The sequence below is a fragment of the Streptomyces coeruleorubidus genome (genome assembly GCF_028885415.1).
In the GTDB taxonomy this organism is placed as follows: domain Bacteria; phylum Actinomycetota; class Actinomycetes; order Streptomycetales; family Streptomycetaceae; genus Streptomyces; species Streptomyces coeruleorubidus_A.
Map to the genome: position 1 here is coordinate 171,361 of NZ_CP118527.1, position 25,781 is coordinate 197,141.

Annotated in this window: 20 protein-coding genes and 7 pseudogenes; 16 read left to right on the forward strand and 11 right to left on the reverse strand. The window is 72.9% G+C overall.

Annotated elements, in window-relative coordinates; translation table 11 throughout:
- The first annotated feature begins 49 nt into the window (after nucleotides 1–49).
- From PV963_RS00900 to PV963_RS00930, 7 genes are all read left to right on the forward strand, one after another.
- A complete protein-coding gene (locus PV963_RS00900; RefSeq protein ID WP_184992607.1) occupies nucleotides 50–937 on the forward strand; it encodes an STAS domain-containing protein in 888 nt (295 codons plus the stop codon).
- Nucleotides 934–1,353 (forward strand): STAS domain-containing protein, encoded by a 420-nt coding sequence (locus tag PV963_RS00905; protein ID WP_274813712.1) that lies wholly within the window; start codon nucleotides 934–936, stop codon nucleotides 1,351–1,353. Before PV963_RS00900 ends, PV963_RS00905 begins: the two co-directional genes overlap by 4 nt.
- Nucleotides 1,353–1,793, forward strand: a complete 441-nt coding sequence (locus PV963_RS00910) for an anti-sigma regulatory factor (RefSeq protein ID WP_274813713.1) — start codon at nucleotides 1,353–1,355, stop codon at nucleotides 1,791–1,793. The genes PV963_RS00905 and PV963_RS00910 overlap by 1 nt, the downstream gene beginning before the upstream one ends.
- Nucleotides 1,793–3,202, forward strand: a complete 1,410-nt coding sequence (locus PV963_RS00915; RefSeq protein ID WP_274813715.1) for a SpoIIE family protein phosphatase — start codon at nucleotides 1,793–1,795, stop codon at nucleotides 3,200–3,202. Before PV963_RS00910 ends, PV963_RS00915 begins: the two co-directional genes overlap by 1 nt.
- Nucleotides 3,199–4,929 carry a PP2C family protein-serine/threonine phosphatase gene (locus tag PV963_RS00920; protein ID WP_274813717.1) on the forward strand — a complete coding sequence of 577 codons (1,731 nt, stop codon included), beginning with the start codon at nucleotides 3,199–3,201 and terminating at the stop codon, nucleotides 4,927–4,929. Before PV963_RS00915 ends, PV963_RS00920 begins: the two co-directional genes overlap by 4 nt.
- Nucleotides 4,930–5,150: 221 nt before the next feature.
- Entirely contained in the window at nucleotides 5,151–6,524 is a 1,374-nt protein-coding gene (locus PV963_RS00925; RefSeq protein WP_274813718.1) for an NAD(P)/FAD-dependent oxidoreductase, read from the forward strand.
- A gap of 84 nt (nucleotides 6,525–6,608) precedes the next feature.
- On the forward strand, nucleotides 6,609–8,849 hold the full coding sequence (locus PV963_RS00930) for an FUSC family protein (protein WP_274813719.1): 2,241 nt from the start codon (nucleotides 6,609–6,611) through the stop codon (nucleotides 8,847–8,849).
- Nucleotides 8,850–8,861: 12 nt separating this feature from the next.
- On the opposite strand, the gene PV963_RS00935 is transcribed toward PV963_RS00930, so the two are convergent.
- The 5 genes and pseudogenes from PV963_RS00935 to PV963_RS00955 form a co-directional block, all read right to left on the reverse strand.
- The gene (locus PV963_RS00935) at nucleotides 8,862–9,296 is read right to left on the reverse strand and encodes a hypothetical protein (protein WP_274813720.1); all 435 of its coding nucleotides are present in this window, start codon (nucleotides 9,294–9,296) and stop codon (nucleotides 8,862–8,864) included.
- 28 nt (nucleotides 9,297–9,324) lie between these two features.
- Nucleotides 9,325–10,163: pseudogene (locus tag PV963_RS00940) on the reverse strand (DUF1206 domain-containing protein).
- Between the two features lie 448 nt (nucleotides 10,164–10,611).
- The gene (locus tag PV963_RS00945) at nucleotides 10,612–10,878 is read right to left on the reverse strand and encodes a DUF5133 domain-containing protein (protein ID WP_274813727.1); all 267 of its coding nucleotides are present in this window, start codon (nucleotides 10,876–10,878) and stop codon (nucleotides 10,612–10,614) included.
- 27 nt (nucleotides 10,879–10,905) lie between these two features.
- Nucleotides 10,906–11,770 (reverse strand): annotated as a pseudogene (locus PV963_RS00950) (SigB/SigF/SigG family RNA polymerase sigma factor).
- A 208-nt stretch (nucleotides 11,771–11,978) separates the two neighbouring features.
- Nucleotides 11,979–12,412 (reverse strand): annotated as a pseudogene (locus PV963_RS00955) (ATP-binding protein).
- Nucleotides 12,413–12,710: 298 nt separating this feature from the next.
- Here PV963_RS00955 and PV963_RS00960 point away from each other — a divergent pair.
- From PV963_RS00960 to PV963_RS00970, 3 genes and pseudogenes are all read left to right on the forward strand, one after another.
- A complete protein-coding gene (locus tag PV963_RS00960) occupies nucleotides 12,711–12,932 on the forward strand; it encodes a hypothetical protein (RefSeq protein ID WP_274813729.1) in 222 nt (73 codons plus the stop codon).
- 70 nt (nucleotides 12,933–13,002) lie between these two features.
- A pseudogene (locus PV963_RS00965) lies at nucleotides 13,003–14,477 on the forward strand (aminotransferase class I/II-fold pyridoxal phosphate-dependent enzyme).
- Between the two features lie 258 nt (nucleotides 14,478–14,735).
- A pseudogene (locus PV963_RS00970) lies at nucleotides 14,736–15,189 on the forward strand (cyclic nucleotide-binding domain-containing protein).
- 4 nt (nucleotides 15,190–15,193) lie between these two features.
- On the opposite strand, the pseudogene PV963_RS00975 reads toward PV963_RS00970, so the two are convergent.
- Together PV963_RS00975 and PV963_RS00980 are read right to left on the reverse strand one after the other, a co-directional pair.
- Nucleotides 15,194–16,484, reverse strand: a pseudogene (locus PV963_RS00975) (MFS transporter).
- 83 nt (nucleotides 16,485–16,567) lie between these two features.
- The gene (locus tag PV963_RS00980) at nucleotides 16,568–17,185 is read right to left on the reverse strand and encodes a LysE/ArgO family amino acid transporter (protein WP_274813730.1); all 618 of its coding nucleotides are present in this window, start codon (nucleotides 17,183–17,185) and stop codon (nucleotides 16,568–16,570) included.
- 69 nt (nucleotides 17,186–17,254) lie between these two features.
- On the opposite strand from PV963_RS00980, the pseudogene PV963_RS00985 reads away from it, so the two are divergent.
- Nucleotides 17,255–18,150: pseudogene (locus tag PV963_RS00985) on the forward strand (LysR family transcriptional regulator ArgP).
- Between the two features lie 236 nt (nucleotides 18,151–18,386).
- Complete coding sequence (locus PV963_RS00990) at nucleotides 18,387–18,638, forward strand: WhiB family transcriptional regulator (RefSeq protein ID WP_010033226.1); 252 nt, start codon at nucleotides 18,387–18,389, stop codon at nucleotides 18,636–18,638.
- A 32-nt stretch (nucleotides 18,639–18,670) separates the two neighbouring features.
- Here PV963_RS00990 and PV963_RS00995 read toward each other — a convergent pair whose 3' ends face one another.
- Nucleotides 18,671–19,114 carry a DUF6098 family protein gene (locus PV963_RS00995; protein WP_274813733.1) on the reverse strand — a complete coding sequence of 148 codons (444 nt, stop codon included), beginning with the start codon at nucleotides 19,112–19,114 and terminating at the stop codon, nucleotides 18,671–18,673.
- Nucleotides 19,115–19,258: 144 nt separating this feature from the next.
- Between PV963_RS00995 and PV963_RS01000 the strand changes: the two genes are divergently transcribed.
- Nucleotides 19,259–19,609 (forward strand): DUF488 domain-containing protein, encoded by a 351-nt coding sequence (locus PV963_RS01000; RefSeq protein ID WP_274813734.1) that lies wholly within the window; start codon nucleotides 19,259–19,261, stop codon nucleotides 19,607–19,609.
- Between the two features lie 23 nt (nucleotides 19,610–19,632).
- On the opposite strand, the gene PV963_RS01005 is transcribed toward PV963_RS01000, so the two are convergent.
- A complete protein-coding gene (locus tag PV963_RS01005) occupies nucleotides 19,633–21,306 on the reverse strand; it encodes an FAD-binding dehydrogenase (RefSeq protein WP_274813735.1) in 1,674 nt (557 codons plus the stop codon).
- A 16-nt stretch (nucleotides 21,307–21,322) separates the two neighbouring features.
- The gene (locus PV963_RS01010; RefSeq protein ID WP_274813736.1) at nucleotides 21,323–21,961 is read right to left on the reverse strand and encodes a TetR/AcrR family transcriptional regulator; all 639 of its coding nucleotides are present in this window, start codon (nucleotides 21,959–21,961) and stop codon (nucleotides 21,323–21,325) included.
- Nucleotides 21,962–22,070: 109 nt separating this feature from the next.
- On the opposite strand from PV963_RS01010, the gene PV963_RS01015 reads away from it, so the two are divergent.
- From PV963_RS01015 to PV963_RS01025, 3 genes are all read left to right on the forward strand, one after another.
- Complete coding sequence (locus PV963_RS01015; protein ID WP_274813737.1) at nucleotides 22,071–22,694, forward strand: alpha-ketoglutarate-dependent dioxygenase AlkB; 624 nt, start codon at nucleotides 22,071–22,073, stop codon at nucleotides 22,692–22,694.
- Nucleotides 22,695–22,807: 113 nt separating this feature from the next.
- Nucleotides 22,808–23,554, forward strand: a complete 747-nt coding sequence (locus PV963_RS01020) for an MBL fold metallo-hydrolase (protein ID WP_274813739.1) — start codon at nucleotides 22,808–22,810, stop codon at nucleotides 23,552–23,554.
- A 41-nt stretch (nucleotides 23,555–23,595) separates the two neighbouring features.
- Nucleotides 23,596–24,828 carry a DUF4032 domain-containing protein gene (locus PV963_RS01025; protein WP_274813741.1) on the forward strand — a complete coding sequence of 411 codons (1,233 nt, stop codon included), beginning with the start codon at nucleotides 23,596–23,598 and terminating at the stop codon, nucleotides 24,826–24,828.
- Nucleotides 24,829–24,841: 13 nt separating this feature from the next.
- Here the strand turns inward: PV963_RS01025 and PV963_RS01030 are convergent, their stop codons facing one another.
- Nucleotides 24,842–25,723 carry a universal stress protein gene (locus PV963_RS01030; protein ID WP_274813743.1) on the reverse strand — a complete coding sequence of 294 codons (882 nt, stop codon included), beginning with the start codon at nucleotides 25,721–25,723 and terminating at the stop codon, nucleotides 24,842–24,844.
- Nucleotides 25,724–25,781: the final 58 nt, after the last annotated feature.

The window sequence follows — 25,781 nt, forward strand, 5'->3', positions numbered from 1 at the left end:
TGCATTGAGGCGGGCTCGGTCGACGCAACGCGGATGAGGAGAGAACCAGGTGCCGGAGCACGAAGCGGACGGACAGCTCGCCACGCCGACGCACGAGGTCAGGGACTTCCTGCACCGCAGGCGTGAACAGATCGCCCAGCGGTGGGCGGACGAGCCCCTGTTCCGCACCGTGTTCACCGTCTCGCGCGACGAGGCGGTGGAGGCGGGCAAGGTCGTCGTGGACGCGCTGGCCCAGGTGGCCGACTCGGATCAGGTGGAGGACCCGGACGCCGCGGGATTCAGCGGGGTGCGCGAGCAGCTGGCCCGGATGGGCGTGGCCCGCTCGCGTGCCGGGCTGTCGAACACCCAGGTCTCCAGCGAGCTGGCCGCCCTGCGGCCGCCCGTGGAGAACCTGCTGGCCGCCGACCTGGAGCAGGCGCCGCCCGAGCATCTGCGGGCGTGTTCGACCGCGCTCACCGTGCTGATGGGCACCCTGCGGCTGGTCGCCATGCAGACGGCGCTGAGCGAGTGGCAGGCGCTCAGCGACCGGCAGCGGCTCCAGCTGATGGAGGTGGCGACCCCCGTCATCCGGCTGTGGGACGGCGTCGTGGCCGTGCCGCTGATCGGGACGCTGGACAGTGCCCGCAGCCAGGTGGTGATGGAGACGCTGCTGAACGCCGTCGTCGACCAGCACGCCCGGTTCGCGATCCTCGACATCACCGGGGTGCCGACGGTGGACTCGCTGGTGGCGCAGCACCTGATGAAGACGGTCGCCGCGGCCCGGCTGATGGGCGCCCAGTGCATCGTCTCGGGCATCCGCCCGGCCATCGCGCAGACCATCGTCCACCTCGGCCTGGACCTCGACGTGATCACCCGTGCGAGCCTCTCCGACGCACTGAGGTACGCGCTGCACGAGCTCGGCGCGGACATCGTGAACCCGGGTGCGGGTCAGCGGTGAGCGAGGCGTACTCCCGTCCGGTCACTGGCCACGTGCCGGTTCTCCGGCTCGGCGACGTCCTGCTGGTCACGCTCCAGGGGGACCTGCACGACAGCACGGCGCAGCAGCTCCAGCAGGATCTCGCGGAGACCGTCTCCCGTACCGGGGTGCGTGGTGTCCTCATCGACATCTCCGGTGTGGAGATCGTCGACTCCTTCCTCGGCCGGGTGCTGGCCGAGATCGCCGCGCAGGCCAAGCTGCTGGCCGCGCGGACCGTGGTGGCCGGCATGCGCCCGGCGGTCGCCATCACCCTGGCGGAACTGGGCCTGACGCTGCCCGGGCTGACCACGGCGCTCAGCACGGAGGCGGGCATGGAGCTCCTCTCGCACCAGACCCCGGCGTACCGTCCGGGCGGCCCGCGTCAGGAGAGTCCGTGATGCACACTGCCGCGGGCGTGGAGGCCTGCCTGCCCATCCGGTCGGACATGGACCTGGTGTGGGTGCGACAGCACGTGCGGCAGGCCGCGGCCCGGCTCGGCTTCGGCCTGGTGGAGCAGACCAAGCTGGTCACGGCGGCCAGCGAGCTGGCCCGCAACACCCTCGTGCACGGCGGTGGCGGACAGATGGAGGCGACGCACCTCAGCAGCGGGGGTGCGCAGGGGCTCCGGCTGGCCTTCACCGACGAGGGGCCGGGCATCGCCGACCTGGACCAGGCGCTCAGCGACGGCTACACCTCCGGCGACGGGCTGGGGATGGGGCTGAGCGGCGCGCGGCGCCTGGTGCACGACTTCGACATCGACAGCACGCCGGGCGACGGCACCACCGTGCGGGTGACCTGCTGGGTGGCCCAGCCGCCGCGACCGCGCGAGGAGGCCTGATGCCGCGCGTGTGGGACGTCCCGGTGCGCGACTCGACGCGGGTGCGCGACGCGCGGGTCGCCGCGGAGGGCGCGGCCGCGCTGGCCGGTCTCGACGAGCGGCGCACCGCGACCGCCGCGCTGGTCGCGACCGAGCTCGCCACGAATCTGCTCAAGCACGCCGAGGGCGGTCAGGTACTCATCGACGTGGTGGCGCCGCCCGCGCCGCGGGAGGGCCGAGCGCAGTCCCGGGTCGTGCAGATCGCCGCGATCGACCACGGGCCGGGCATTGCTGACGTAGGGGCGGCCCTGTGCGACGGTTTTTCCACGACCGGTTCGCTCGGCGCGGGCCTCGGCACGTGTCAGCGTCTCGCCGACGACTTCGCCCTGCACAGCACGCCCGGCCGCGGCACGGTAGCGGTGGCCCGCGTGGGCAGCGCCCCGCGCGGTGGGGGCGGTCCGGCCGTGCGGGCGCGGGCCGAGGGGGTGTCGGGGAGCCGGAGTCCGGCCGGTGTCGCCCCGGCGTGGTCCGAGGGCGGGGCCTGCGCCGGCGGCTGGTGGCCGGGCGGTGCCTCACGGGCCGGCGAGGCGCCGGTGGAGGCCGTGGCGTGCGGTGCCCTGACGGGGCACGCGGCGGTGCCCGGCGGCGCGCCGCGCTTCGCCGCGCAGGCCGGCGGCGCGCCCGGCGACAGTGGTGTCCTCGGGCGCGAGCCCGCTTCCCAGCCGGTCTCCGGTGGTCCGGGCAGTGAGGGGCGGGGCCCCGGCGCACCGGGGCGTGAAAGGCGGCCCGGCCCGTCGGGTGACCGGTCCGTGCCCGTCGTCGGCGTGCGCGCCGGTGGCGTCAACATCCCCTACGGCGGAGCCGAGTACTCGGGTGACGCCTGGGCGTGGGTGTGTTCCGGGGACCGGCTGACGCTGATGCTGGCGGACGGTCTGGGGCACGGCCCGGAGGCGGCCCGTGCCTCGTCCGCCGCGGTCACGGCCCTGCACCGCTGGGCTCACCTCTCCCCCGCCGAGTCGCTGCGGCGGCTCCACGACGCGCTGAGGGGCACCCGGGGCGCGGCCGTCGCCCTCGCCCAGCTCGACGTGCGGGCCGGACGGCTGCGGTTCGCCGGCATCGGGAACGTAGGTGCGCGACTGCGTGCGGACGGCACCTGGCGTCCGCTGCTGTCGCGGCCCGGCATCGTCGGCGTGCACCGGCCCGCCACCCTCCACGAGGAGGAGGCCGACTGGGCGGCCGACCGGCTGCTGGTCCTGCACACGGACGGTCTGCCCAGCCGCTGGACGCCGCCGTCCGACGCCGGTCTGCCCGCGGCCGACCCGGCCGTGACGGCCGCCGTGACGATACGCGACGCGAGCAGTCCCGCCCGTCCGGTGCGGGACGACACCGCCGTGGCCGTGCTGACTCCGACCCCGCCGGAACGCCCATGATGCGCACTTGGCAGATCACCACCGTCACCGATGCGGCACGCGCCCGCATCGCCCTCGCGCGCCTGGCCGCCGCGTACGGTGTGCCCACCGTCGAACGGACGAGGCTGGCCGCCGCCCTCAGCGGCCACCTGCGGCAGTGCCTCACCAAGGGCGGGACCTGGCTGCTCACCCTGGACATGGCCGGGTCCCCCGCCGAGGAGGGACTGCTGCACGCCGTGGTGACGCCGTCGCCGGACGCGTCCGCCGCCGCCGGGGAGCCGCCGTGGGAGGTCACGGTCCCCTGCCCCGAGGCGGCCCGGGCCACGGAGGGCGGCGCCGTCGAGGACGATCCCGCCGCCCTGGCGGAGGCGCTGCTCGGCGCCGACGAGGACACGGCCGTGGTGCTGGACAAGCTCACCGAGCAGGAGGATCTGGTCGCCTTCCACCGCGAGGAGCTGCACCAGACGAACCAGGGCGTCCTGGCGCTGCACGCCGAGCTGGACGCGGCCGGCCGGGCCCAGCGCGAGGCCTTCGCCGCCGAGCGCAGGGCACGCAACGAGGCGGAGAGCGCCCGCCGCAGACTGACGTTCCTCGCGGACGCGAGCGCCGTGCTGACGGCCTCGCTCAACCACGAGGAGATCGTGCGCCGGCTGCCGGACCTGCTGGTGCCGGAGTACGCCCGCAGCGTCGACGTCTGGCTGTTCGACCACGAGGACGACAAGCACCGGTCGGCGCCGCATCCGGCCGCCGCCGTGGTCGCGGCCCGGACCGGGCGGCCGCAGTACGCGGCCGATCACCCCGGCGGCCTGCCCGGTGTCGACGACCAGCCGCCGTCCGCGCTGGATCCCACGCGGCCGATGCTGTGCGTTCCGCTGCCGACGCGGCGGGCGCCGCTGGGGGTGCTGACCCTGTCGCCGCCCGGTGCGCGCTGGGACCCGGACGACGCGGTGATGCTGATCGAGCTCACCCGGCGGGCCAGCATCGCGATCGACAACGCCCGGCGCTTCGAGCACAACCGGGACATCGCCGAGACGCTGCAACGCGCCCTGCTCACGGATCTGCCGGCCACCCCTGGCCTCAGCCTGGCGGCGCGCTATCTGCCCGCCACCCACGGGCTGAACATCGGCGGTGACTGGTACGACGCGTTCCCGCAGCGGGACGGCGGTCTCATCACCGTCGTCGGCGACGTGACCGGGCACGGTCTGCACGCGGCCGTCATGATGAGCCAGTTGCGCACGGCGCTGCGGGCCTACGCCGTCGACGGCGACAGCCCGGGCCGGCTGCTCACCCGGCTGCACCGGTTCCTGCACCATCTCCAGCCGGACCTGTACGCCACCGCCGTCATCGCCCGGTTCCACCCGGACGAGCCCACGCTGACCTGGGCCGCCGCGGGCCATCCGCCGCCCGTGCTGCGGCTGCCCGACGGCACCGTGCGCACCCTGGACGCCAAGCCCGGCGCCATGCTGGGCATCCCGCTCACCCAGGAGATCGGCGATCACACGGTGCGTCTGTCGCCCGGCTCGACTCTCGCGCTGTACACGGACGGGCTGGTCGAACGGCGCGCGCAGGGCATAGACCCGGGCATCGAGCGGCTGGCCTCGGCGCTCGGCGGGTTCCGTTCGGCGGAGCTGGACGCGGACCTGGAGGGCTCGGCGGACCGGATCCTGCATCCGCTGCTGAGCGACTCCGAGCGCGACGACGACGTGTGCCTGCTGCTGTGTCATCTCCAGGGGGACGCCGCGTCCTGACGGCAGGTCCGGCCGGCCGGCCGTGTGTGCACGCGTTCTTCACTCCCGCCTGGTGCTTTTCGGCCACGGGACGGGCATGGTGGTGATCGACGCGTTCGTCTGCCTGCCGCGTCCGACTGGCGTGCCGGTCCAAGACGCGGTGGGATCAATGGGGTGCGAACCAGCGATCCATGGGCAGTCGATAGGCGTTCGAGGCAGACCGCCTGGAGCCGCAGAAAGGGATGAACACCGTGACACGACCCAGGATCCTGGTGGTTGGCGCAGGCTTCGCCGGCGTGGAGTGCGTCCGCCGTCTGGAACGGAAACTCTCCCCGGACGAGGCCGACGTCACGCTGGTGACGCCGTTCGCCTACCAGCTCTACCTGCCGCTGCTCCCCCAGGTCGCCTCCGGTGTGCTGACGCCGCAGTCGATCGCCGTCTCACTGCGCCGCAGCAAGAAGTACCGCACGCGGATCATTCCGGGCGGGGCCATCGGCGTCGATCTGAAGTCCAAGGTCTGCGTCATCCGCACGATCACCGACCAGATCGTCAACGAGCCGTACGACTACATCGTGCTGGCCCCCGGCAGCATCACCCGCACCTTCGACATCCCGGGGCTGACGGACCACGCGTTCGGGATGAAGACGCTCGCCGAGGCGGCGTACATCCGTGACCACGTCATCTCGCAGCTGGACCTGGCCGACGCGAGCCAGGATCCGGACGAGCGGGCCTCGCGGCTCCAGTTCGTGGTGGTCGGCGGCGGCTACGCGGGCACCGAGACCGCGGCGTGCCTCCAGCGGCTGACGCACGCGGCCGTCAAGCGCTACCCGCGGCTGGACCCGGGCCTGATCAAGTGGCATCTGATCGACATCGCGCCGAAGCTGATGCCGGAGCTCGGCGAGAAGCTCGGCAGCAGCGCGCAGGAGATCCTGCGCCGGCGGGGCATCGAGATCTCCCTCGGCGTCTCCATCGCGAAGGCGGGCCCGGAGGAGGTCACCTTCACCGACGGGCGGGTGATCCCGACCCGCACGCTCATCTGGACGGCCGGGGTGGTCGCCAGTCCCCTCATCGCCACGCTGGGCGCGGAGACCGTCAAGGGGCGGCTCGCGGTCGCCCCCGAGATGAACCTGCCCGGCAACGACGGGGTGTTCGCGCTCGGCGACTCGGCCGCCGTGCCCGACCTGGCCAAGGGCGACGACAGCGCCATGTGCCCGCCCACCGCGCAGCACGCCCTGCGGCAGGGCAAGCACGTCGCGGACAACGTCATCGCGACGCTGCGGGGCCAGGCCAGGAAGCCGTACGTCCACAAGGACCTCGGACTCGTCGTCGACCTCGGCGGCACCGACGCGGTCTCCAAGCCGCTGGGCATCGAACTGCGCGGCCTGCCCGCCCAGGCCGTCGCACGCGGCTACCACTGGTCGGCGCTGCGCACCAACGTCGCCAAGACCCGGGTGATGACGAACTGGCTCCTCAACGCGGTCGCCGGCGACGACTTCGTGCGGACCGGGTTCCAGGCCCGCAAGGCCGCCAGGCTGAAGGACTTCGAGTACACCGACGCCTATCTGACACCGGAGCAGGTGCGGGCACACGTCGAGGGAACCGCCCGGCAGGAGTAGGACCGGGCCGGAGGGGGCCTTCCGCTCGTGGCATGTCATGCTGAGGTGCGGATCTTGGTGTGAGTCGGGAGAGAGTGCGGCGGCGTGAGGGCAGCGGGACGGTCGGTGCGGGCACGGCTGCGGGACCGGATCGCGGCGTCCGACCCGGGGCTGCTGCGTCTGACGGCCGGGTTGCGGACGGTCGGCGCCATCGCCCTCACCCTGGCCGTGCTCGCCCTGCTCGGGGCCGATGTGCACCTCCTGGTGGCGGGGGCCATGGCGGCGATGGTCGCCACCTTCGCCATCCGGGAGAAGCAGCTCGGTGCCCAGGCCGTGACGCTGGCGCTGGGCCTTCCGGTGGCGCTGGTCTCCGTGACGCTGGGCGCGGTGCTCAACGCGCGCCTGTACGTCGGTGACGTCTTCTTCGTCGTCCTGATCTTCTGCGCGGTCTACGGCCGCCGGTTCGGCGACCGCGGCACCGCGCTCGGGCTGATCGGCTTCCAGATCTACTTCCTGTCCCTGTTCGTCGGCGCCGAGGTCTCCTCGCTGCCCACGCTGTGCGGTGCCATCGCCGTGGCGTTCTGCTCCAGTGCCCTGCTGCGCTTCGCGGTCGTGCCCGCGCCCCCCACGGGCGTCCTGCTGCGGCTGCGCCTGGCCTTCCGCGCCCGGCTGGCCCAGCTGGTGTCCGCGCAGCTCGACCTTCTCGACGCCGGCCCGGACGAGATGGACAAGGCCCTGGAGGCCGTGCGCGAGGGCACGGCGCGGCTGCACGAGACGGCGATGATGATCCAGGCGCAGCTGGAGGAGGGCACCCCGGACGAGTCGGCGGCCCGTCTCGTGCAGCGCCGCATCGCGGACGCCGAGATCGCCGCCGAGCGGCTCGGCCTGCTGCTGCTGACCTTCCGCAGCGCCGAGCGGGCCGACACGCTCACCCTGCATCTGCCGGGCGCTCCCGCGCCGTCGGTGGGGCAGCCGGCCGTGCCGGACGAAGCCACCGCCACGCTCCGCCGTGATCTCCAGGCGCTGCGCGCCCTGGTGCTGCGGGCCGGCAGCGGCGACGCGGGGACCGGCCTGGCCCATGTGCGCAACCGGCTCCTCGGCTACCGGGACGAGGAGAACCTGCCGCCCGCGCCCGCCGCCGTCCAGGACGTGTTCCGAGGCATCGGCGAGGCCGCCCGCTCGGTGCTGGGGCTGCGGATCGCACTGGACGGCCCGCAGGACGAGTCCGACGACACCCCCGCGACGGCCCGCTCCCGCGAGGAACTGGACGCGGAGGACGCCGCGATCGACGGCGGCGAGGAGCCGGCACAGGAGCAGGAGACGGGGCTGCGGCGGCCCACCACGCGCGCGGCCGTGCAGGTCGCCGTCGGCTCGACGCTGGCGATCGTGGGCGGTGAGCTGCTGTCCACGCAGCGCTGGTACTGGGCGGTGCTGACGTGCTGGATCGTTTTCCTGAACACGGCCTCGACGGGCGAGATCCTCGTCAAGGGCTACCGCCGGCTGCTGGGCACGGTGTTCGGCGTGGTGGCGGGCATCGTCCTGGCGGGTCTGGTCGGGCAGCACACCTGGACGGCGTTCGGCCTGGTCCTGGTGCTGATCTTCGCGATGTTCTACGTGGCGCCGCTGTCGTACACGCTGATGTCGTTCTTCGTGACCGCGATGCTGGGGCTGCTGTACACGCTGCTGCACACCTACAGCCTCGACGTGCTCCTGCTGCGGGTGGAGGAGACGGCGCTCGGTGCGGCCTGCGGGGTGATCGCGGCGGCCCTGGTGCTGCCGGTGCGGACCGACCGCCGTACGAACGAGCTGCTCGGCACCGTGCTGGACCGGCTGGCCGAGGTCACCGAGGCCGCGGTCGGCCAGCTGAGCGGCGGGCCGGCGGACGAGCTGCTGGACAAGGCGCGCGACCTGGACCAGGCGCTGGCCGACCTGCGGGCCGCCACGCAGCCGCTGATCCATCCGGTCACGCCGCTGCGGGCCCGGCGTCACACGGCCCGGTACGTGGTGGCGCTGCTGGAGACGTGCGCCTACCACGCGCGGACGCTGGCGGCCACCGCCGAGTTGCTGCCCACGCATCCCTCGATCGCGGCGGACCCCCGGCTGCGCGGGGCCGCGGGGCGCACCGTGCGCAACATCGGGACCATCGCGGCCCGGGTCGCGGACGAGCACGCCGCCGCACGGGTCGAGACCGGGCCGAGCATCGCCTCGCTGCTGGGGTCCGACGCCGGCACACCGCGCTACGGCCGGATCACCGACCGCGTGCTGCGGCATCTGGAGCGGCTGGACGAGGCCGTGGTGGGTCTCGCGCGGCCGCTGGGCGTGCCGATGGCGGAGCCCCGCGCCTGAGGGCCGGGCCGCTCAGAAGTCGGTGGGCAGTCCGCTCACCTCGGCGATGCCCCGCAGCTCCTCCGTCTGCCGGTGCCGTTCCTTGATGTAGTCGGCGATCTCGCCGAGGCGGACCGGGTCGGACGCGGTGGACGCGTCCGTGACGATCCTGACCGGGCCGGTCTCGTCGACGTCGAGCTCTATCACTTCGTTGTCCAGGCGGCCGGTGACGGCGGTGGCGATGACGAGGGCCACCTCGTCACGGACCTCCTGGGGCAGTTCGTCGCCCGCCCCTGAGTCGAGTGCGAAGTCGAGGCTGGACAGGCGCTCCTCGTCGATCGCCTCGAGGACCGGTTCCACCACGCGCATCAGGAGGCGGTAGTCCTCCGTGTCCATCCGGATGCGCAGGAGGTCCAGGTACACGTCCACGGGCCGGCCGTCGCCATGCGGAATCTCGGAATCGCTCATTCGCTTCGTGTTCCCCACATGACGCGGCTCAGACGCGGCGCCAGCGGGCCATGGCGAAGGAGAACACCCCGAACAGCACCAGCCCGGCCGCGACGCAGACCAGCAGCCAGGGGCCGAGGGGGTGTCGGCGAAGCTGCGCAGGGTGTCGTCCAGGCCCTTGGCCCGGTCGGGTTCGTAGTCGAGCGCGGCGCGGACGGCGAAGACGCCGGCCACGGCGAACACCAGCCCGCGGGCGGCGCCGCCGGCCACGCCGGTGACGTCCACCAGCCGCCTTGTCCGAGGGCTCATCCGACCGAGCCGGAGCTTGTCGTGGTACTTGCGGAGCACCGCCCGTACGCCGATCCACCCGCCGGCCGCGACGATCGCGAGGCCGGCCGCGCCGACCAGCCACTGGCCCGCGGGTATCTCCAGTGCCCTGGCGGTGGCGTCCTGGGACTGCCGGTCGCTGGAGCCGCCGCCGCTCTGGCCGCGGTTCGCGGCGAACGACAGCACGGAGTAGGCGACGAAGACGTAGAACGCGAAGCGGGCCGTCGCCAGCAGCCGCTTGCGTGCGCTGCGGCCGTCCTGTCCGACCGAGCCGAACAGCATCTCGGACAGCCGCCACAGGGCCATGCCGACGAGACCGATGCCCAGCGCCCACAGCAGCACCGCGCCGAACGGCTTCTGCGACAGTTCTGCCAGGGCTCCCCCGCGGTCGGCCTGCTCGCCCCTGTCGCCGAAGGCGATCTGCAGCGCCAGGGCCCCGACGAGCAGATAGATCACACCCCGGGCGGCCAGGCCCGCCCGTGCCGCCCCCTCGATCACCGAACCCCGCGCCGCTCGCCGGGCCCGGATCCGACCGCCTTGTGCCATCGCACTCGTGTTCATGTCGACCTCCCGGCCCTCCGGATGCCCCGGCCGGGCCACCCCACACCCGGCCCGGCGGCCGGACCAGGGAATTCCGGTCACGGCGGGGTGACGGCGGGGTCTGCCGCGTAAGGTTTCCGGACCGCCGGAATCTCGATCCCCGGCCGGCGCGGCCGAGGGCGTACGGGTGCTCCGGGGCGGTGGCGAGGGCCTTGGCCCGGGCCACCCGGACCGGCCCGTCCCGGTGTGCTCCGCGATCCGCAGGCCGCCGCGGGCCCGGTCCGTGAGCTGGGCGTTGCCCACGCCGGTGCCGGCCACCGCCGCAGCGCTGCTCGGCACGGCCTTCAGAACTGCGCCGGCCCGGTGGCGAGACATAACGAGACATGAGGAGGCCCGGCCGACGGCTGTCGCCGTCGGCCGGGCCCCTGTGGTGCCGCGCCTTCCCCGTCATGTCACGCGCATACTCGGATCACGCGGGCTCCGGGGTCGGCATGCGCTGCCCGGTGATCGTCGGCGGGGCGGTCTCGCGGGCCGGTGCGGGTGCGGTCGCGAGCCACTGGTGAGCGACCTCCAGGGCGCGCTCGACGTCCCGGGTGCCGGTGGACACGCACAACGTGTACGCCAGGTCGCGTGCCCGTGTGCTCAGGTCGGCCGGTTCGCTCGCTGCCACGGCGGCCGACAGTGCCTCGTACTCGTCGACGAGGCGGCGCAGCACGGCGGGGTGGGGTCTCAGCATGGTTCCTCACTCCTGGGGGGCGGGTGGTCAGGACGTCGTGGAGGTGCCGCCGGAGCCGCGGGTGCCCGTCCGCTGCCCCATGACCTCGTCGCGCACGCGGGCGCAGCTGCGGCTGATGAGGCGGGAGACGTGCATCTGGGAGATGCCCAGGTGGTCGGCGATGCGGCTTTGTGTCATGTCCTCGAAGAAACGCATGTAGAGGATGGCCCGTTCGCGTTCCGGCAGGCGGCGCAGGCCTTCCTTGGCGGACTCGCGGTCGACCACGACGTCGTAGGACGAGTCGGCCGAGCCGAGGGTGTCCGCGAGGCTGTAGCCGTCGTCGTCGGCCGAGAGCTCGGCGTCCAGCGACAGGGTGCTGAAGCTCTCCAGGGCCTCGAGCCCGGCACTGACCTCTTCCTCGCTCAAGCCGGCGTGGGCGGCGATGTCCGCCACGGAGGGCTCGGGGCTGCCCGGGTTCTGGGTGAGTTCACGGCGTGCCACCCGGACCTTGTTGCGCAGTTCCTGCACGCGGCGGGGGACCCGCAGGGCCCACATGCGGTCCCGGAAGTGCCGCTTGACCTCGCCGGTGATGGTGGGGACGGCGTTAGCTCTCGAAGGCTCCCCGGCTCGGGTCGAACCGGTCGATGGCCTTGACCAGCCCCAGGGCGGCCACCTGCCGGAGGTCCTCGATGGACTCTCCGCGGTCACGGAAGCGGCCGGCGATGCGGTGGGCCATGGGCAGCCAGAGCGTGACGAGTTCGTCGCGGACGGCTTCCCGTTCGGGCCCTTCCTCCATTTCCGCCAGCCGGGCGAAGAGGGCCGCGGTGTCCGGAGCGTCGTCGTGCCGCCGCCGGGTCGCGGTGGTCGTCGTTTCGGGCGTGCCGGGACGGTTGGTGGGCGTATCGATGAGCATGCGGATTCGCTCCTGAACAACGATGTTCTCAGGGACTTACCGCGGGAGGGTCGCTGCCCGGATCGCCTGGAGGGCCTCCGGGGCAGTCATGCATACCGCTCCCGCTGGCGCGCCTCCGGTCCGAAGCACGAGATTGCGTCTGCCCTGCCACCGGTGGAACAAACTCCACTTTGCTCTGCAATCTGGAGTGAATCGCTCACTCGGGCGTTCAGGAAAGGGGCACGACGGCGGTGATGCACTTGCCGCCGGCGGGCAGGTCGGACACACGCACGTCGCGGAGAGCCGGCAGACGATGGGCCAGCCGTGGCCGCCGTGCCGCAGCCGTCCGTGCGGATCGGTGGGCGGCGCGGTCACCGGCAGTTCGTCGCTGCGGTCGCTCACCGAGACCCGTACGCCGGGGCCGTCGACGTCGACCTGGAAGTCGGTGACTCCGCCGCCGTGCAGGATCGCGTTGGTCGTCAGCTCCGAGGCGACGAGCAGCGCGTCGGACAGGGCGTCCTCGTCACACGCGGTGTGGGTGGTGCGGCAGCGCTCGGCCACGGCGCGCGCCACGGCCCGGCGTGCCTCGGCGGGTTTGCACGGCCGGGCCCGGTGGGCACCGGGTGGCTCGAATACAGATTCGATCATGTGCTCCTCGCACATCCTTCAGCTCCCTGCTCGGTCAGTTCATGACCCGGGTCCGGACCGCGTACCGTGGCCGCCCGCCAGGGCACGCCTCGGGCTCACGGACCCGCTGTTCGGTGTTTCCTTCCACCGCCCGCGACATCGGGGCGCGCACCGCGTGAGCGCCGCGAGCCTCCTTAGTTCGGCTGACCTCTCCCCGCACCTGCAAACCTCGGTCCGCCCCGCTGCCGGAAAAAGAACCTGAAAAGACCCCTGGGGGCCCGGGACGGCCGTGAATCGGTGCCATCGCCACGCGTCCTCGGGGTACGCGGTGTGCATGACCGATGTGGTGGATTCCGACGAACTGCTGCGGCGCATCCAGCGCGCGAGGACCTGTGCGGTGCGCGAGGAGCGGACGTGGCGGAGCAGGAGCGAGGAACTGGGCGCGACCGACCCGCAGGGGGCCCGGGACGCGACCGTGCGGCGGATGTCCTACGAGGCGGTGCTCACGGTGCTGGACGAGATCCTGACTCCGGGCAAACACGCCGCGGACGGCTGACCAGGAGGGCCGGTGCCCGGCGGCGGGCCCGGGCGGATTGTGAGAGCACCTGCCGGGAACCCGGGTGCGCATGACAGCCGACCACACCCGAGCACCGGTCCTGGAAGCCCTGGACGCGTACCGCGTAAGGGGCATCTGTCGTTCACGCCGCCCGGGCACAAGCAGGCCCGCGGCGCCGACCCGGCGGTCCGGGAGGTCCTCGGTGACGCGGTCTTCCTCGGCGACGTGCTGGCCTCGGGCGGTCTGGACGACCGGCTCACCCGGGGGCGGGTGCTGCAACGCGCCCAGGAGCTGATGGCCGACGCGGTGCACGCCGAGCACACGTTCTTCAGCACGTGCGGCAGTTCCCTGTCGGTGAAGGCCGCGATGCTGTCCGTCGCCGGGCCGCACGAGAAGCTGCTGATCGGGCGTGACGCCCACAAGTCGGTGGTGGCGGGACTGATCATCTCCGGTGTCGAGCCGGTCTGGGTCGAGCCGCGCTGGGACGCCGAGCGGCACCTGGCCCATCCCCCGTCCGCCGAGGACTTCGAGCGGGCCTTCGACGCCCACCCGGACGCGCGCGGTGCGCTGGTCACGAGCCCCACGCCGTACGGCGGCTGCGCGGACCTGCGGGCGGTCGCCGAGGTGTGCCACCGGCGCTCGCGGCCGCTGATCGTGGACGAGGCCTGGGGCGCGCATCTGCCGTTCCACCCCGATCTGCCGTCCTGGGCGATGGACGCGGGCGCGGACATCTGCGTGACCAGCATCCACAAGATGGGCAGCGGGCTGGAGCAGGGCTCGGTCTTCCATCTCCAGGGCGATCTGGTCCCGCCGGCGCTGCTGGGGATGCGCGCGGACCTGCTGGGCACGACGAGCCCGTCGGTGCTGATCTTCGCGGTCTGGACGGCTGGCGGCGCCAGATGGCGCTGCACGGCGAGGAGCTGATGGGCGGCGCGCTGGAGTTCGCGGCCGAGGTCCGGTCCGCCATCGAGGAGATCGACGGGCTGCACGTCAACGACCGGGACGACTTCTGCGGCCCGGGCCTGTCCGACGACCTCGACCCGCTGCCCGGCCTCATCGACCTCGGCGGGCTCGGGATCAGTGGCTTCCAGGCGGCGGACTGGCTGCGCGAGCACCGGCAGATCGACGCGCATCTGGTGGACCACCGCCGCATCGGCGCGCAGATCACCCACGGCGACGACCGGGAGACGACCGGGCAGTTGCTGGAGGCGCTGCGAGACCTCGCGCGGGCCGCGCGGGACCTGCCCCGGGCGCCGCGGGTGGAGTGCCCTCGCCCGCGGAGCTGCGGATGGAACAGGCGGTGCTGCCCCGCGACGCGTTCTTCGGCCCGGCCGAGGACATGCCGGTGGCGCGGGCGGCCGGACGGGTCGCGGCGGAGATGATCACGCCGTATCCCCCGGCATCCCGGCGGTCCTGCCGGGCGAGCGCCTCACCGAGCCGGTGCTCGCGTACCTGCGGACCGGACTGGCCGCGGGCATGCACCTGCCCGACCCCACGGATCCGGAACTGAAGACGGTCCGGGTCCTCGCCGGGGACGCCGAGTGAAGTGAAACGGGTCACGCGACCCGGTCCAGGGTGCACGCACGCCCCCTCGATGGTTTACGGTTCATTCATACGTGGTGACGGAGTCGACCCACCGTCCTCCGCACCACCGCTTACGGCCCTGGCTGGTCTCCCCCGTCCAGCCAGGGCTTTTTTCATGCCCCCGGAAAGTTGCGCACGCCGAGGTGCCCGGGCCCCGCCAGCGGCTGAAATGGGCGTAGGGAAAGCACCGGAAGTCGACCGCCCGGCGAGGAGCTCCGCATGACCAAAGCGATCAAACTCCTGACCGCCCTGCCCCCGTCCCAGCGACAGCGCCTGATGGCGCTCGCCCGGGAGGTGTCCTTCCCGAGGACGCCCGGATCTTCGAGGCGGGCGGCACGGCCGACCGCTTCTGGGTGATCCGCTCCGGCGCGGTCTCCCTGGACCAGCAGGTGAACTCCCTCCAGCGGGTGACCGTGGCCAGCCTCGGCGCGGGCGACCTGCTCGGCTGGTCCTGGCTGTTCCCGCCGTACACCTGGGACTTCGGCGCGGTGGCCTTCAGCCCCGTACGGGCCTACGAGTTCGACGCGAGGGCCGTGCTGGCACTGTGCGAGGAGGATCCGGAGCTCGGGCTGACGCTGGTGCGGAACGTCGCCGAAGTGCTCGCGCACCGGCTGGAGATGACCCGGGCAAGCTGATGGAGCAGTACACCCTGCACCGGCGCGGCGCCCTGTGAGACGTCAGACGCGGTAGCGCCGCAGCGCCGGTACGGCGGCGGCCAGCGCCAGCATCACGGCGACGACCAGCAGCCCGCCGCCCGCGACGGCGGTGCGGGGGCCGAAGGCGGAGCCCGCGGTGCCGTGCAGCATGTCGGCGAGGCGCGGGCCGCCCGCCACGACGACGGTGAAGACGCCCTGCATGCGCCCGCGCATCTCGTCGGTCGCGGCGGACAGCAGGATCGCCCCGCGGAAGACCATCGACACCATGTCGGCCACCCCGGCCACGGCGAGGAACGCCACACCCACCCACAGGTTGCCGCTCAGCCCGAAGCCCGTGATGGCCGCACCCCAGACGACCACCGCCCGATGACCATCCAGCCATGCTGGCGGGCCCGCGAGAAGGTGCCGGAGAAAAGCCCGCCGAGCACGGCGCCGATGGGGATCGCCGCGAACAGCAGCCCCAGCGCCAGGCCCTCGCCGTACGGGGCGTAGGTCTGGGCGGCGAGCTGCGGGAACAGGGCCCGGGGCATGCCGAGGACCATCGCGATGATGTCGGCGAGGAAGGACAGCAGCAGCACGGTGTGCCCGGAGATGTAGCGGAAGCCGGCGGCGATCTCCTTCACGCCCGCGCGGCGGACCGTCGTGCCGGCCAGGGGCGGCAGTGACGGCAGCCGGTACACCGCCCACACCGTCACGCACAGGGCCAGCGCGTCGACGAGGTACAGCTCGGGCAGTCCGACGACGGGGATGAGGGCACCGGCGAGCAGCGGGCCCGCCACCTGGCCGGTCTGCATCACGGTCGAGCCGAGGGCGCCCGCGGCGGGCAGTTCCTCCTCGGGGACCAGGCGGGCGATGGAGGCGCTGCGGGCCGGTGCGTTCAGGCCCCAGAAGGCCTGCTGCACGGCGAGCAGCCCCATGAGCACAGTCACCGACTCCAGGCCGGTGAAGGCCTGGAGCCAGAAGAGCAGCGAGGTGACGGCGATGCCGCTGTTGGTGATCAGCAGCAGCTTGCGCCGGTCCATGCTGTCGGCGATCGCCCCGCCCCACAGCGCGAACACGATCAGCGGCACCAGGCCGGCCAGGCTCGCGGCGCCGACCCACGCCGAGGAGCCGGTGATGTCGTAGATCTGCTTGGGCACGGCGACGGCGGTGAGCTGGCTGCCGACGGCCGTGACGATGGTCGAACCCACAGCCGTCGGTAGGCGGGGCGGCGCAGGGGGCGGGTGTCCATGGCCCAGCGCCGCCGGCCGCGCCGCCGGGCGGCCTCCGGCGCCGGATCCTGCCCGTCCGTCGTGCTCTCGCTCGTGTCCACTCGCCGCTTCCTGGATGCTCGCTACACCTATCCGGCCGGGGATCACTATCGCACCAGCCGCCGGGCGCCCAGGAGCCGAGGTCTCAGCTTCCGGTGATGAGCACGGTGCCGAGCACGATCATGGTGGCGGCGACCAGGCCGTCCAGGACCCGCCAGGCGGCGGGCTTGGCGAGGAAACGGCCGAGCATCCGGGCGCCGAAGCCCAGAGCGGCGAACCAGCACAGGCTGGCCAGCACGGCGCCGAGGCCGAACGTCCAGCGCAGCGGGCCGTGGTCGGCGGCGACGGAGCCGAGCAGGAACACGGTGTCGAGGTAGACGTGCGGGTTGAGCCAGGTCAGCGCCAGACAGGTGAGCACGGCCCGGCGGCGCGATCCGGCCGCGTCCCCGTCCGTCCGCAGCGCGCCGCCGTCCGGCCTGAACACCCGCCGGGCGGCCAGGGCGCCGTAGCACAGCAGGAACGCGCCGCCGATCCAGCCGATCACCGTCAGCGCGCCCGGCCAGGCCACCACCACCGCGCCGACCCCGCCGACCCCGAGCGTGATGAGGGCGGCGTCGGACAGGGCGCAGATGCCGACGACGGCGAGGACGGCGTCGCGGCGGATCCCCTGGCGCAGGACGAAGGCGTTCTGGGCGCCGATGGCGACGATGAGGGACAGGCCGGTGCCGAATCCCGCGGCTGCGGCGGTGAAGGTGCTGGTCATGGCTGTGACGCTACGGACCGGCCCGGCTCAGGTACAGCTAAAGATTCTTACGTATCGTTAGCTCACGTGATGACTGATCTGCCTCTGGACCAGGTGCGGACCCTGCTCGCGGTCGTGGACGAGGGGACGTTCGACGCGGCGGCGGCCGCGCTGCATGTGACGCCGTCGGCGATCAGCCAGCGGGTGAAGGCGCTGGAGCAGCGCACGGGGCGGGTGCTGCTGCTGCGGACCAAGCCGGTGCGGCCGACCGAGTCGGGCGAGGTGCTGGTGCGGCTGGCCCGGCAGGTTGCGCGGCTGGAGCGCGACGCGTACGCGGAGCTCGGGCTGAGCGGCGCCGGGGAGCCGACCCGGGTGTCGGTGGCGGTGAACGCGGACTCGCTGGCCACCTGGTTCCTCCGGGTGCTCACGCGCGTGCCGGAGGAGCTGCGGCTCTACTTCGAACTGCGCCGCGAGGACGAGGACCACACGGCGGCGCTGCTGCGGGAGGGGTGGTGATGGCGGCGGTGACCTCGTCGCCGGATCCCGTGCCGGGCTGTTCCGTCCGGTCGCTGGGGCGGATGCGCTACCTCCCCGTGGCCGCGCCGGACTTCGCCGCGCGCCACCTCGACGGACCGCTGGAACAGGTGCTCCTCGACGTGCCCGTGGTGGCCTTCGACCGCCGGGACGACTTCCAGGACGGCTTCGTGCGCCGGCTCACCCGGGGGCGGAGCAACGCGAGCGCGCTGCGGCACTACGTACCGACCTCGGAGGGCTTCGTCGAGGCCGTGGCCGCCGGACTGGGCTGGGGCCTGGTCCCCGAGACCCAGGCGGACCCGCTGCTGCGCACCGGGCGGCTGGTCGGGTTCGCCCCGGGCCGGACGGTGGACGTGCCGCTGTACTGGCAGCAGTGGAAGCTCGACTCGCCCGCGCTGGCGCAGGTGGCTCAGACGGTGACGACGACCGCCGGGGAGGCACTGCGGACGTGACTCCCTGCTCCCGGACGCCGTCCAGCCGGGCCGCCGCGCTGTCCGGCAGCATGTCCCCCGCCCGTCGTCCACGAGGCCGGCCGGGGCTGGTTCACCACTGAAGTCTTCAGCCCGGCGCGCCCGTTCCTCGGTGAGCGGTGGCCGGGTCTGCGCTGTTTCACCACGCATCGACAGGTCACCCGAAAAGGAGTAAGCATCAGAAAGGCACGTTTCTACTGCGATCGCAGGTGACTTCGATGGACAACTGGCGAGACCACGCTGCCTGCCGGCACGAGGACCCGGAGCTCTTCTTCCCGATCGGCACCTCCGGCCCGGCCCTGCTGCAGACGGAACAGGCCAAGGCGGTGTGCCGGCGCTGCCCCGTCCAGGAGCAGTGCCTGCAGTGGGCGCTGGACACGGGGCAGTCCATCGGTGTGTGGGGCGGGACCAGCGAAACCGAACGGCGTGCGCTGAAGCGCCGCGCGGCGGCCCGGCGCCGCTCCGGCTGACGCCTTCGCCTCACCCACTCCCCCTGGGGGATTCAGCTGCGACGCAGCGGCCCCCAGGGGTTCTCCTGCCGGGACACCTCCGCCTTCGCCTCGTCGATCACCTGCTGGTCGATCCAGCACATCGGCCGGGCGTCGGTGACCAGCGGTTCGTTGTCGGGGCCGCGGGAGGTCTCCTTGCCCGCGAGCACCCAGGCCCGTACCCCGGGCCCCTTCTCGTGCGGCAGATGGGCGTAGTCGTGCAGGCGACGGGCCACCCACACCCGGGTGGGCCGGTCCTCCCACCAGTCCTCCACGTCGAGCGGGTTGGCGGACAGGCCCGGCATGGACACGCCCGTCAGATCGTCGGTGCTGGACACGTCGCGGAGATCGGTCGCCGGGCCGCGCGACCAGCGGACGTACAGGCCCTGGTGCCGTTCGACCAGCTCGGTGAGCTCGGCGAGTGTGCGCACGACCGGCAGGTCGTCCGATGCGCTCATGTCGTGACCTCCTCCCTCGACGCCGTCAGGCGGACGGAGTACCCGCTCGGCGCGAGCGGAATCGGCCGTCGGGCGCGGCCGGGTGCCGGCACCCGGCCGGGGTTACGCTCGCGGCACACCCGTCCGTCGCAGAAGGGGCCGAGCATGAGCGTTCGCGTACGCCGCGTCTACGATCCGCCCGAGCCGGAGGACGGGGTGCGGGTCCTGGTCGACCGGCTGTGGCCGCGGGGGCTGGCGAAGGACGCGGCGCGGGTGGACGAGTGGCCGAAGGCGATCACTCCGTCGACTCAGCTGCGCCGCTGGTACCACGCGGGCGAGGGCTCGTACGAGGAGTTCGCCGGGCGGTACGAGGCGGAGCTCGCCGGCGACGAGGCGGCCGAACTCCTCGACCACGTCCGTGACCTGGCCCGCAAGGGCGAGGTGACGCTGCTGACAGCGTCGAAGACGCCGGAAAAAAGCCATGCCGCGGTGCTGGCCCGCCTCGTGCAGAGCTGAGGAGGCGGGCCGTCCGGGCATGATCAGGCGGTCTGCTTCGCCGCCGCCCGGCCGGCCGCCCGTCCCGAGAAGAGGCAGCCGCCGAGGAAGGTGCCCTCCAGTGCGTTGTAGCCGTGGACACCGCCGCCGCCGAACCCGGCGACCTCGCCGGCCGCGTACAGCCCCTCCACCGGTTTGCCGTCGGTCCCGAGGGCGCGGGAGTCGAGGTCGGTCTGGATGCCGCCGAGCGTCTTGCGGGTGAGGACGTGCAGCTTGACGCCGATGAGGGGACCGGCCGCCGGGTCGAGGATGCGGTGCGGGGTGGCGACCCGGCCGAGGCGGTCGCCGATGTAGCGGCGGGCGTTGCGGATGCCCTGCACCTGGGCGTCCTTGGCGTAGGGGTTGGCGATCTGGAGGTCGCGGGCCTCGATCTGGCGCTTGATCCCGGCCGCGTCGAGGAGCGGCTCGTCGGTGAGCTCGTTCATCTTCTCGACGAGCTGTTCGACACTGGGGGCGGTCACGAAGTCGGCGCCCTTGCGCAGGAACGCGTCGACCGGCCCGGGCGCGCCCTTGCCGAGGATGCGTTCCTTCAGGAACCCGGCGCGGTCCTTGGCGGTGATGTCGGGGTTCTGCTCGGAGCCCGACAGGGCGAACTCCTTCTCGATGATCTTCTGCGTGAGGATGAACCAGGAGTGGTCGTACCCGGCGATGTCCTCGGTGGTGCGCAGGTGCTTCAGGGTGCCGAGGGTGTCGTAGCCGGGCAGGTACGGTCCGGGCAGGCGGCGACCGAGGGCGTCGAACCACATCGAGGACGGTCCGGGCAGGATGCGGATGCCGTGGCCGGGCCAGATCGGGTCCCAGTTCTGCAGGCCCTCGGTGTAGTGCCACATGCGGTCCCGGTTGACCAGCCGTACGCCCGCCGCGGCGCTGATGTCGAGCAGCCGGCCGTCGACGTAGGCCGGTACGCCGGTGACCATCTCCCGCGGCGGGGTGCCGAGGCGCTCGGGCCAGTGGCGGCGGACGATGTCGTGGTTGGCGCCGATGCCACCGCTGGTGACGACGACGGCCTGGGCGGTGAGTTCGAACTCGCCGATGGCGTCGCGGTTGGAGGCGACGCCGCGTGGTGAGGGGTCCTCGGCCAGGACCGTGCCGCGCACGCCCCGGGCGCTGCCGTCCTCGACGACCAGTTCGTCGACGCGGTGGCGGTGGTGGAAGGTGAGCAGGCCGTCGCGCGCGGCCTGCTTGGCGTAGCGGACGAAGGGTTCCACCACACCGGTGCCGGTGCCCCAGGCGATGTGGAAACGGGGCACGGTGTTGCCGTGTCCGTGCGCGGTGAGGTCGCCGCGCTCGGCCCAGCCGACCGTGGGCAGGAACGTGATGCCGTGCCCGTGCAGCCAGGACCGCTTCTCCCCCGCGGCGAACTCGACGTAGGCGCGCGCCCAGCGCACGGCCCAGGAGTCCTCGTCCTCCAGCCGGTCGAAGCCCGCGCTGCCCCGCCAGTCGCTCCAGGCGAGGTCGAAGGAGTCCTTGATGCCCAGCCGCCGCTGCTCCGGCGAGTCGACGAGGAACAGCCCGCCGAAGGACCAGAAGGCCTGCCCGCCGAGGTTGGCGGCGTTCTCCTGGTCGACGAGGGCGACCCTCCTGCCCCGGGTGGTCAGTTCGTGGGCCGCGACCAGGCCGGCGAGGCCCGCTCCGACGACGATGACGTCGGCATCCATGGCGACGTTCCCTTCTTCAGTTCCGCCTGTGTTCGGGGGTGCCGCTGCCATCGGTCAGCAGGGCCGTGAGCAGTTGCTTCAGCCAGGCGCGGGCGTACTCGACATCCCGGTCCAGCAGCAGTTGGGTGGTGACGCCGTCGTAGGCCGCGACCACGGCGTGGGCGGCGCCGTCCGTGTCGCCCAGCACGGCGGGCAGGGCGGTGTGCCCGCGGGCGCGGGCGAGCCGGTCGGCGATCGCCTCCCGCAGCCGCGCGCGATGTTCCAGGAGACTGCGCGCCACGTCCGGGTCACGGGCGGCGTGCACCAGGAAGTCCGTCTTCACGAGGAGCCAGTCCCGGTCGAGGAGCAGCACGTCGGTGACACGGTCCACGGCGGCCGGCACGTCGAGGCCGGGCCCGTCGAGCGCGAGCGCCCCGGACACCTGCTCCGCGATCAGGTCGGCCCGCTCGCGGTAGAGGGCGAAGAACAGCTCGTCGAGGCTGGAGAAGTTGGAGTAGAAGGCGCCCCTGCTGTAGCCGGCGGCCTCGCAGACCTCCTCGATCGAGACGTGCCCGAAGCCCTTGGCCGCGAACACGGAGAACGCCGCGTCCAGGAGGTTGGCACGGGTGCGGACCCGTCGCCTGGTCACACGCCCGGTCGTTCTCTCCACGGCCATGCCCGCCCTCCTTTCGATACATGACTGTATTCGATACATAGATGTATCGAAAGCCTCAGGTTCCTGGTTCTTATGGAACAAGCTTTCGATTACACGGTACGCTGGATCCATGCACCTCCAGGGCTCCCTCTTCGACCAGACCGACGAGCTGCGGCTCGGGCCTCTCGACGGGATCAGCCGTACCCACCTCGGTTTCGGCGCCTGGCTCGACGTCCTGCCCGGGTGGCTCAGCGGTTCCGACGCGCTGTTCGAACGGCTGGCCGCCGAGGTGCCGTGGCGGGCGGAGCGGCGCACGATGTACGACCACGTCGTCGACGTCCCCCGGTTGCTCGCCTTCTACGGCGCCGAGGACCCGCTGCCGCACCCGGTCCTGACCGAGGCGCACGACGCGCTGAGCGCCCACTACGGCGAGGAGCTGGGTGAGCCGTTCACCACGGCCGGGCTGTGCTACTACCGCGACGGCCGGGACAGCGTGGCCTGGCACGGCGACCGGATCGGGCGCGGGGCGCGCGAGGACACGATGGTCGCCATCCTGTCGGTGGGAGCGCCCAGGGACCTGCTGCTGCGCCCGATGCGGGGCGGTCGCGACACGGTGCGCCGGCCGCTGGGCCACGGCGACCTGATCGTGATGGGCGGCTCCTGCCAGCGCACCTGGGAGCACTCCGTTCCCAAGAGCACGCGCGCGACGGAGCCGCGCATCAGCATCCAGTTCCGCCCGCACGGCGTGCGCTGAGCCCGAACGACCGTGCCCCGCGGGTCCGTTGAGGCGAACCCGGCCATTCCACCCCGCCGTGGGGTCTGCTTTCCTTCTCTCGTCGGGCAGGACCACACCAGCGCGGGGCGATCATGCGGGCAGACGTACACCAAGTCGCGGACGGCACCTACTTGGTGCACGGCTCCCACACCAACTGGGTGATCCTCGCGGAGGGGGACGCCGTCACGCTGGTCGACACCGGCTACCCCGGTGACCGCGAGCGGCTCCTCGCCTCGCTCGCGCAGGTGGGAAGCTCCCCGGAGGCGGTCGCGGCGGTGCTGATCACGCACGCGCACAACGACCACCTGGGTTCCGCCGAGTACCTGCGCGCCGCGTACGACACGCCCGTGTACCTGCACGAGGCCGAAGTCCCGCACGCGCGACGGGAGTTCCTGCACCAGGTGTCCGTCGGGACGGTGCTGAGGAACAGCTGGCGGCCGGGTGTGCTGCCGTGGGTGGTGCACGCGCTGCGCTCCGGCGGCACGACGCACAACCCGGTCACGGCCCCCGAGCCGTTCCCGGGAACGGGCGCCCTGGACCTGCCCGGGCGGCCCGTGCCGGTGCACACGCCGGGCCACACCGACGGGCACTGCGCCTACCACCTGCCGGGCACCGGCGTGCTCGTCTCCGGCGACGCCCTGGTCAGCGGGCACGCCACCTCGCGGTTCGAGGGGCCGCAGCTGCTGCCGGACATGTTCCACCACGAGCGCCCGCGTGCCGTGGCCTCCCTGGACGTCCTCGCGGAGCTGGAGGGCGAGCTGCTGCTGCCCGGGCACGGTCCGGTCCACCGCGGCTCGTTGAAGGACGCCGCACACCGGGCCCGGGAGCGCGCCCTCTAATCTGAGGTGACGATCAGCGGCGAGACAAGGACACCCGGCTCATGGCACTTCAGATCAGCGCGACCAACCCGGAGCATCCCGCGCTCTTGCTGGAGCTGCCGTGGGACCTGCCCCTGGAGGAGTGGCCGGAGGAGTACCTGGTGCCGCTGCCGCGCGGTATCTCCCGGCACGTGGTGCGCTACTCCCGGGCCGGCGACGAGGTGATCGCCGTCAAGGAGCTGGCCGAGCGGCCCGCGCAGCGCGAGTACGGGTTGCTGCGCGACCTGGACCGGATCGGCATCCCGGCGGTGGACCCGCTGGCCGTGGTCACCGGCCGTACCGACGCCGACGGCGCCCCGCTGGAGAGCGTGCTGATCACCCGGCACCTGGGCGGCTCGATGCCGTACCGCTCGATGTTCGAGACGACCATGCGCCCGGCCACCATGCACCGGCTGATGGACGCGCTCGCCGTGCTGCTGGTGCGGCTGCACCTGGCCGGGTTCGCCTGGGGCGACTGCTCGCTGTCCAACACCCTCTTCCGGCGCGACGCCGGCGCCTACGCCGCGTATCTGGTGGACGCCGAGACCGGTGACCTGCATCCGCAGCTCAGCTCCGGGCAGCGCGAGTACGACCTGGACCTCGCCCGCGTGAACATCAGCGGGGAGCTGCTGGACCTGGAGGCGTCCGGGGCGCTGCACCCCTCCGTGGACCCGGTCGAGTTCGGCATGGAGATCTGCGCCCGCTACCGCGGCCTGTGGGACGAACTGACCCGCACCTCCGTCTACCCGGCCGGCAAGCACCACTACATAGAACGCCGGATCCGCCGCCTGAACGACCTCGGTTTCGACGTCGCCGAGATGCAGATCGAGCACGCCTCGAACGGCGACACGGTCACCTTCGTGCCCAAGGTCGTCGACGCGGGCCACCACCAGCGCCAGCTGCTGCGCCTGACCGGGCTCGACGCCGAGGAGAACCAGGCCCGGCGGCTGCTCAACGACCTGGAGAGCTGGATGGCGACCCAGGACGACTACGCCCCGGGCGACCCCCTCGGCGCCCGCCCGGAGGTACTGGCCCACCGCTGGGTGCGGGAGGTGTTCCGGCCGACCGTGCGGGCCGTGCCGCCCGAACTGCGCGGCTCCATGGACCCGGCGGAGATCTACCACCAACTCCTCGAACACCGCTGGTACCTGTCCGAGCGGGCCCAGCACGACATCGGCATCGAGACGGCGGTCGAGGACTACATCAAGAACATCCTCCCCAAGGCCCGCAAGACGCTTCAGCCGACGGCGGACTGAGACGCAGCCTCCCTCACGTGTGGGGGACCACGGCCACCGGGCAGTCCGCGTGGTGCAGCACGCCGTGCGCCACCGAGCCGATCCGGGCGCCGACGGCCGTGCGGTGGGCGCGCCGGCCGACGACCATCAGCTGGGCCGTCCCGGCCACCGACAGCAGCACCTGGCCGGCGCTGCCCATCTCGACGTGCTCCTCCACCGGCACGGCGGGGAAGCGCTCCCGCCACGGCCGGATCGCGGCGGCCAGCGCCTTCTTCTCGTACGGCTCCAGTCCCCCGGCCTCGTCGAGGAGCTTCAGCGAGCCGGGGCTGTAGGCGAACACGGGCGGCAGGGTCCAGGCCCGTACGACCCGTACGGTCGCCCCGCGCGCGGCCGCCGTCTCGAACGCGAACCGGAGCGCGTCGGCGCTGTCCCGCGGGTCGCCCTGCTGGCCCACGACGATCTCCCGCCCCGCCGCCTCCGGCGAGGGCTGGTCACCGGCCCGGACGAGCACGACGGGCCGAGTGGACTCGGCGATGACCTGCTGGCCGACCGAGCCCAGCAGGAAGCCGACGATCGGTCCGTGCCCGCGCGAGCCGAGCACCAGCAGCTCGGCGTCGGCAGCGGCGGCGACCAGGGTGTCGACGACCGCGCCCTCCACGACGTCGGTGGTCACCTCCAGGTCCGGGTGCCGTTCGGTGACGGTCGCGACGGCCTCGGTCACCGCGCTGTGCACCCACTCCGCCTGGCTGTCCGCGTCCCCGGCGATCCCCGCTTCGAGTGCCTCCTGCGGCTGGACCCGCCAGGCGTGCACCACGCGCAGCGGCCGGGCGCGCCGCACCGCCTCGCGGGCCGCCCAGCCGAGGGCCGCGTGGCTCTCCTGCGATCCGTCGACCCCTGCGGTGATCGGGCGTGTCATCCGGCTGCCTCCTTGTGTAACGGTCACTGAGTGCTGCTCAGTCTTCACTACCCTGTCC

What these genes read in the sequence shown, in the direction of transcription:
- PV963_RS00995 (WP_274813733.1), bottom strand. Translation starts at nt 19,114, where the DNA reads ATGAGCGCATCGGACGACCTGCCGGTCGTGCGCACACTCGCCGAGCTC.
- PV963_RS00980 (WP_274813730.1), bottom strand. Translation starts at nt 17,185, where the DNA reads ATGACCAGCACCTTCACCGCCGCAGCCGCGGGATTCGGCACCGGCCTG.
- PV963_RS00960 (WP_274813729.1), top strand. Translation starts at nt 12,711, where the DNA reads ATGACCGATGTGGTGGATTCCGACGAACTGCTGCGGCGCATCCAGCGC.
- PV963_RS00990 (WP_010033226.1), top strand. Translation starts at nt 18,387, where the DNA reads ATGGACAACTGGCGAGACCACGCTGCCTGCCGGCACGAGGACCCGGAG.
- PV963_RS00910 (WP_274813713.1), top strand. Translation starts at nt 1,353, where the DNA reads ATGCACACTGCCGCGGGCGTGGAGGCCTGCCTGCCCATCCGGTCGGAC.
- PV963_RS01010 (WP_274813736.1), bottom strand. Translation starts at nt 21,961, where the DNA reads ATGGCCGTGGAGAGAACGACCGGGCGTGTGACCAGGCGACGGGTCCGC.
- PV963_RS00925 (WP_274813718.1), top strand. Translation starts at nt 5,151, where the DNA reads ATGAACACCGTGACACGACCCAGGATCCTGGTGGTTGGCGCAGGCTTC.
- PV963_RS01020 (WP_274813739.1), top strand. Translation starts at nt 22,808, where the DNA reads ATGCGGGCAGACGTACACCAAGTCGCGGACGGCACCTACTTGGTGCAC.
- PV963_RS01000 (WP_274813734.1), top strand. Translation starts at nt 19,259, where the DNA reads ATGAGCGTTCGCGTACGCCGCGTCTACGATCCGCCCGAGCCGGAGGAC.
- PV963_RS01015 (WP_274813737.1), top strand. Translation starts at nt 22,071, where the DNA reads ATGCACCTCCAGGGCTCCCTCTTCGACCAGACCGACGAGCTGCGGCTC.
- PV963_RS00915 (WP_274813715.1), top strand. Translation starts at nt 1,793, where the DNA reads ATGCCGCGCGTGTGGGACGTCCCGGTGCGCGACTCGACGCGGGTGCGC.
- PV963_RS00920 (WP_274813717.1), top strand. Translation starts at nt 3,199, where the DNA reads ATGATGCGCACTTGGCAGATCACCACCGTCACCGATGCGGCACGCGCC.
- PV963_RS00945 (WP_274813727.1), bottom strand. Translation starts at nt 10,878, where the DNA reads ATGCTGAGACCCCACCCCGCCGTGCTGCGCCGCCTCGTCGACGAGTAC.
- PV963_RS01005 (WP_274813735.1), bottom strand. Translation starts at nt 21,306, where the DNA reads ATGGATGCCGACGTCATCGTCGTCGGAGCGGGCCTCGCCGGCCTGGTC.
- PV963_RS01030 (WP_274813743.1), bottom strand. Translation starts at nt 25,723, where the DNA reads ATGACACGCCCGATCACCGCAGGGGTCGACGGATCGCAGGAGAGCCAC.
- PV963_RS00935 (WP_274813720.1), bottom strand. Translation starts at nt 9,296, where the DNA reads ATGAGCGATTCCGAGATTCCGCATGGCGACGGCCGGCCCGTGGACGTG.
- PV963_RS01025 (WP_274813741.1), top strand. Translation starts at nt 23,596, where the DNA reads ATGGCACTTCAGATCAGCGCGACCAACCCGGAGCATCCCGCGCTCTTG.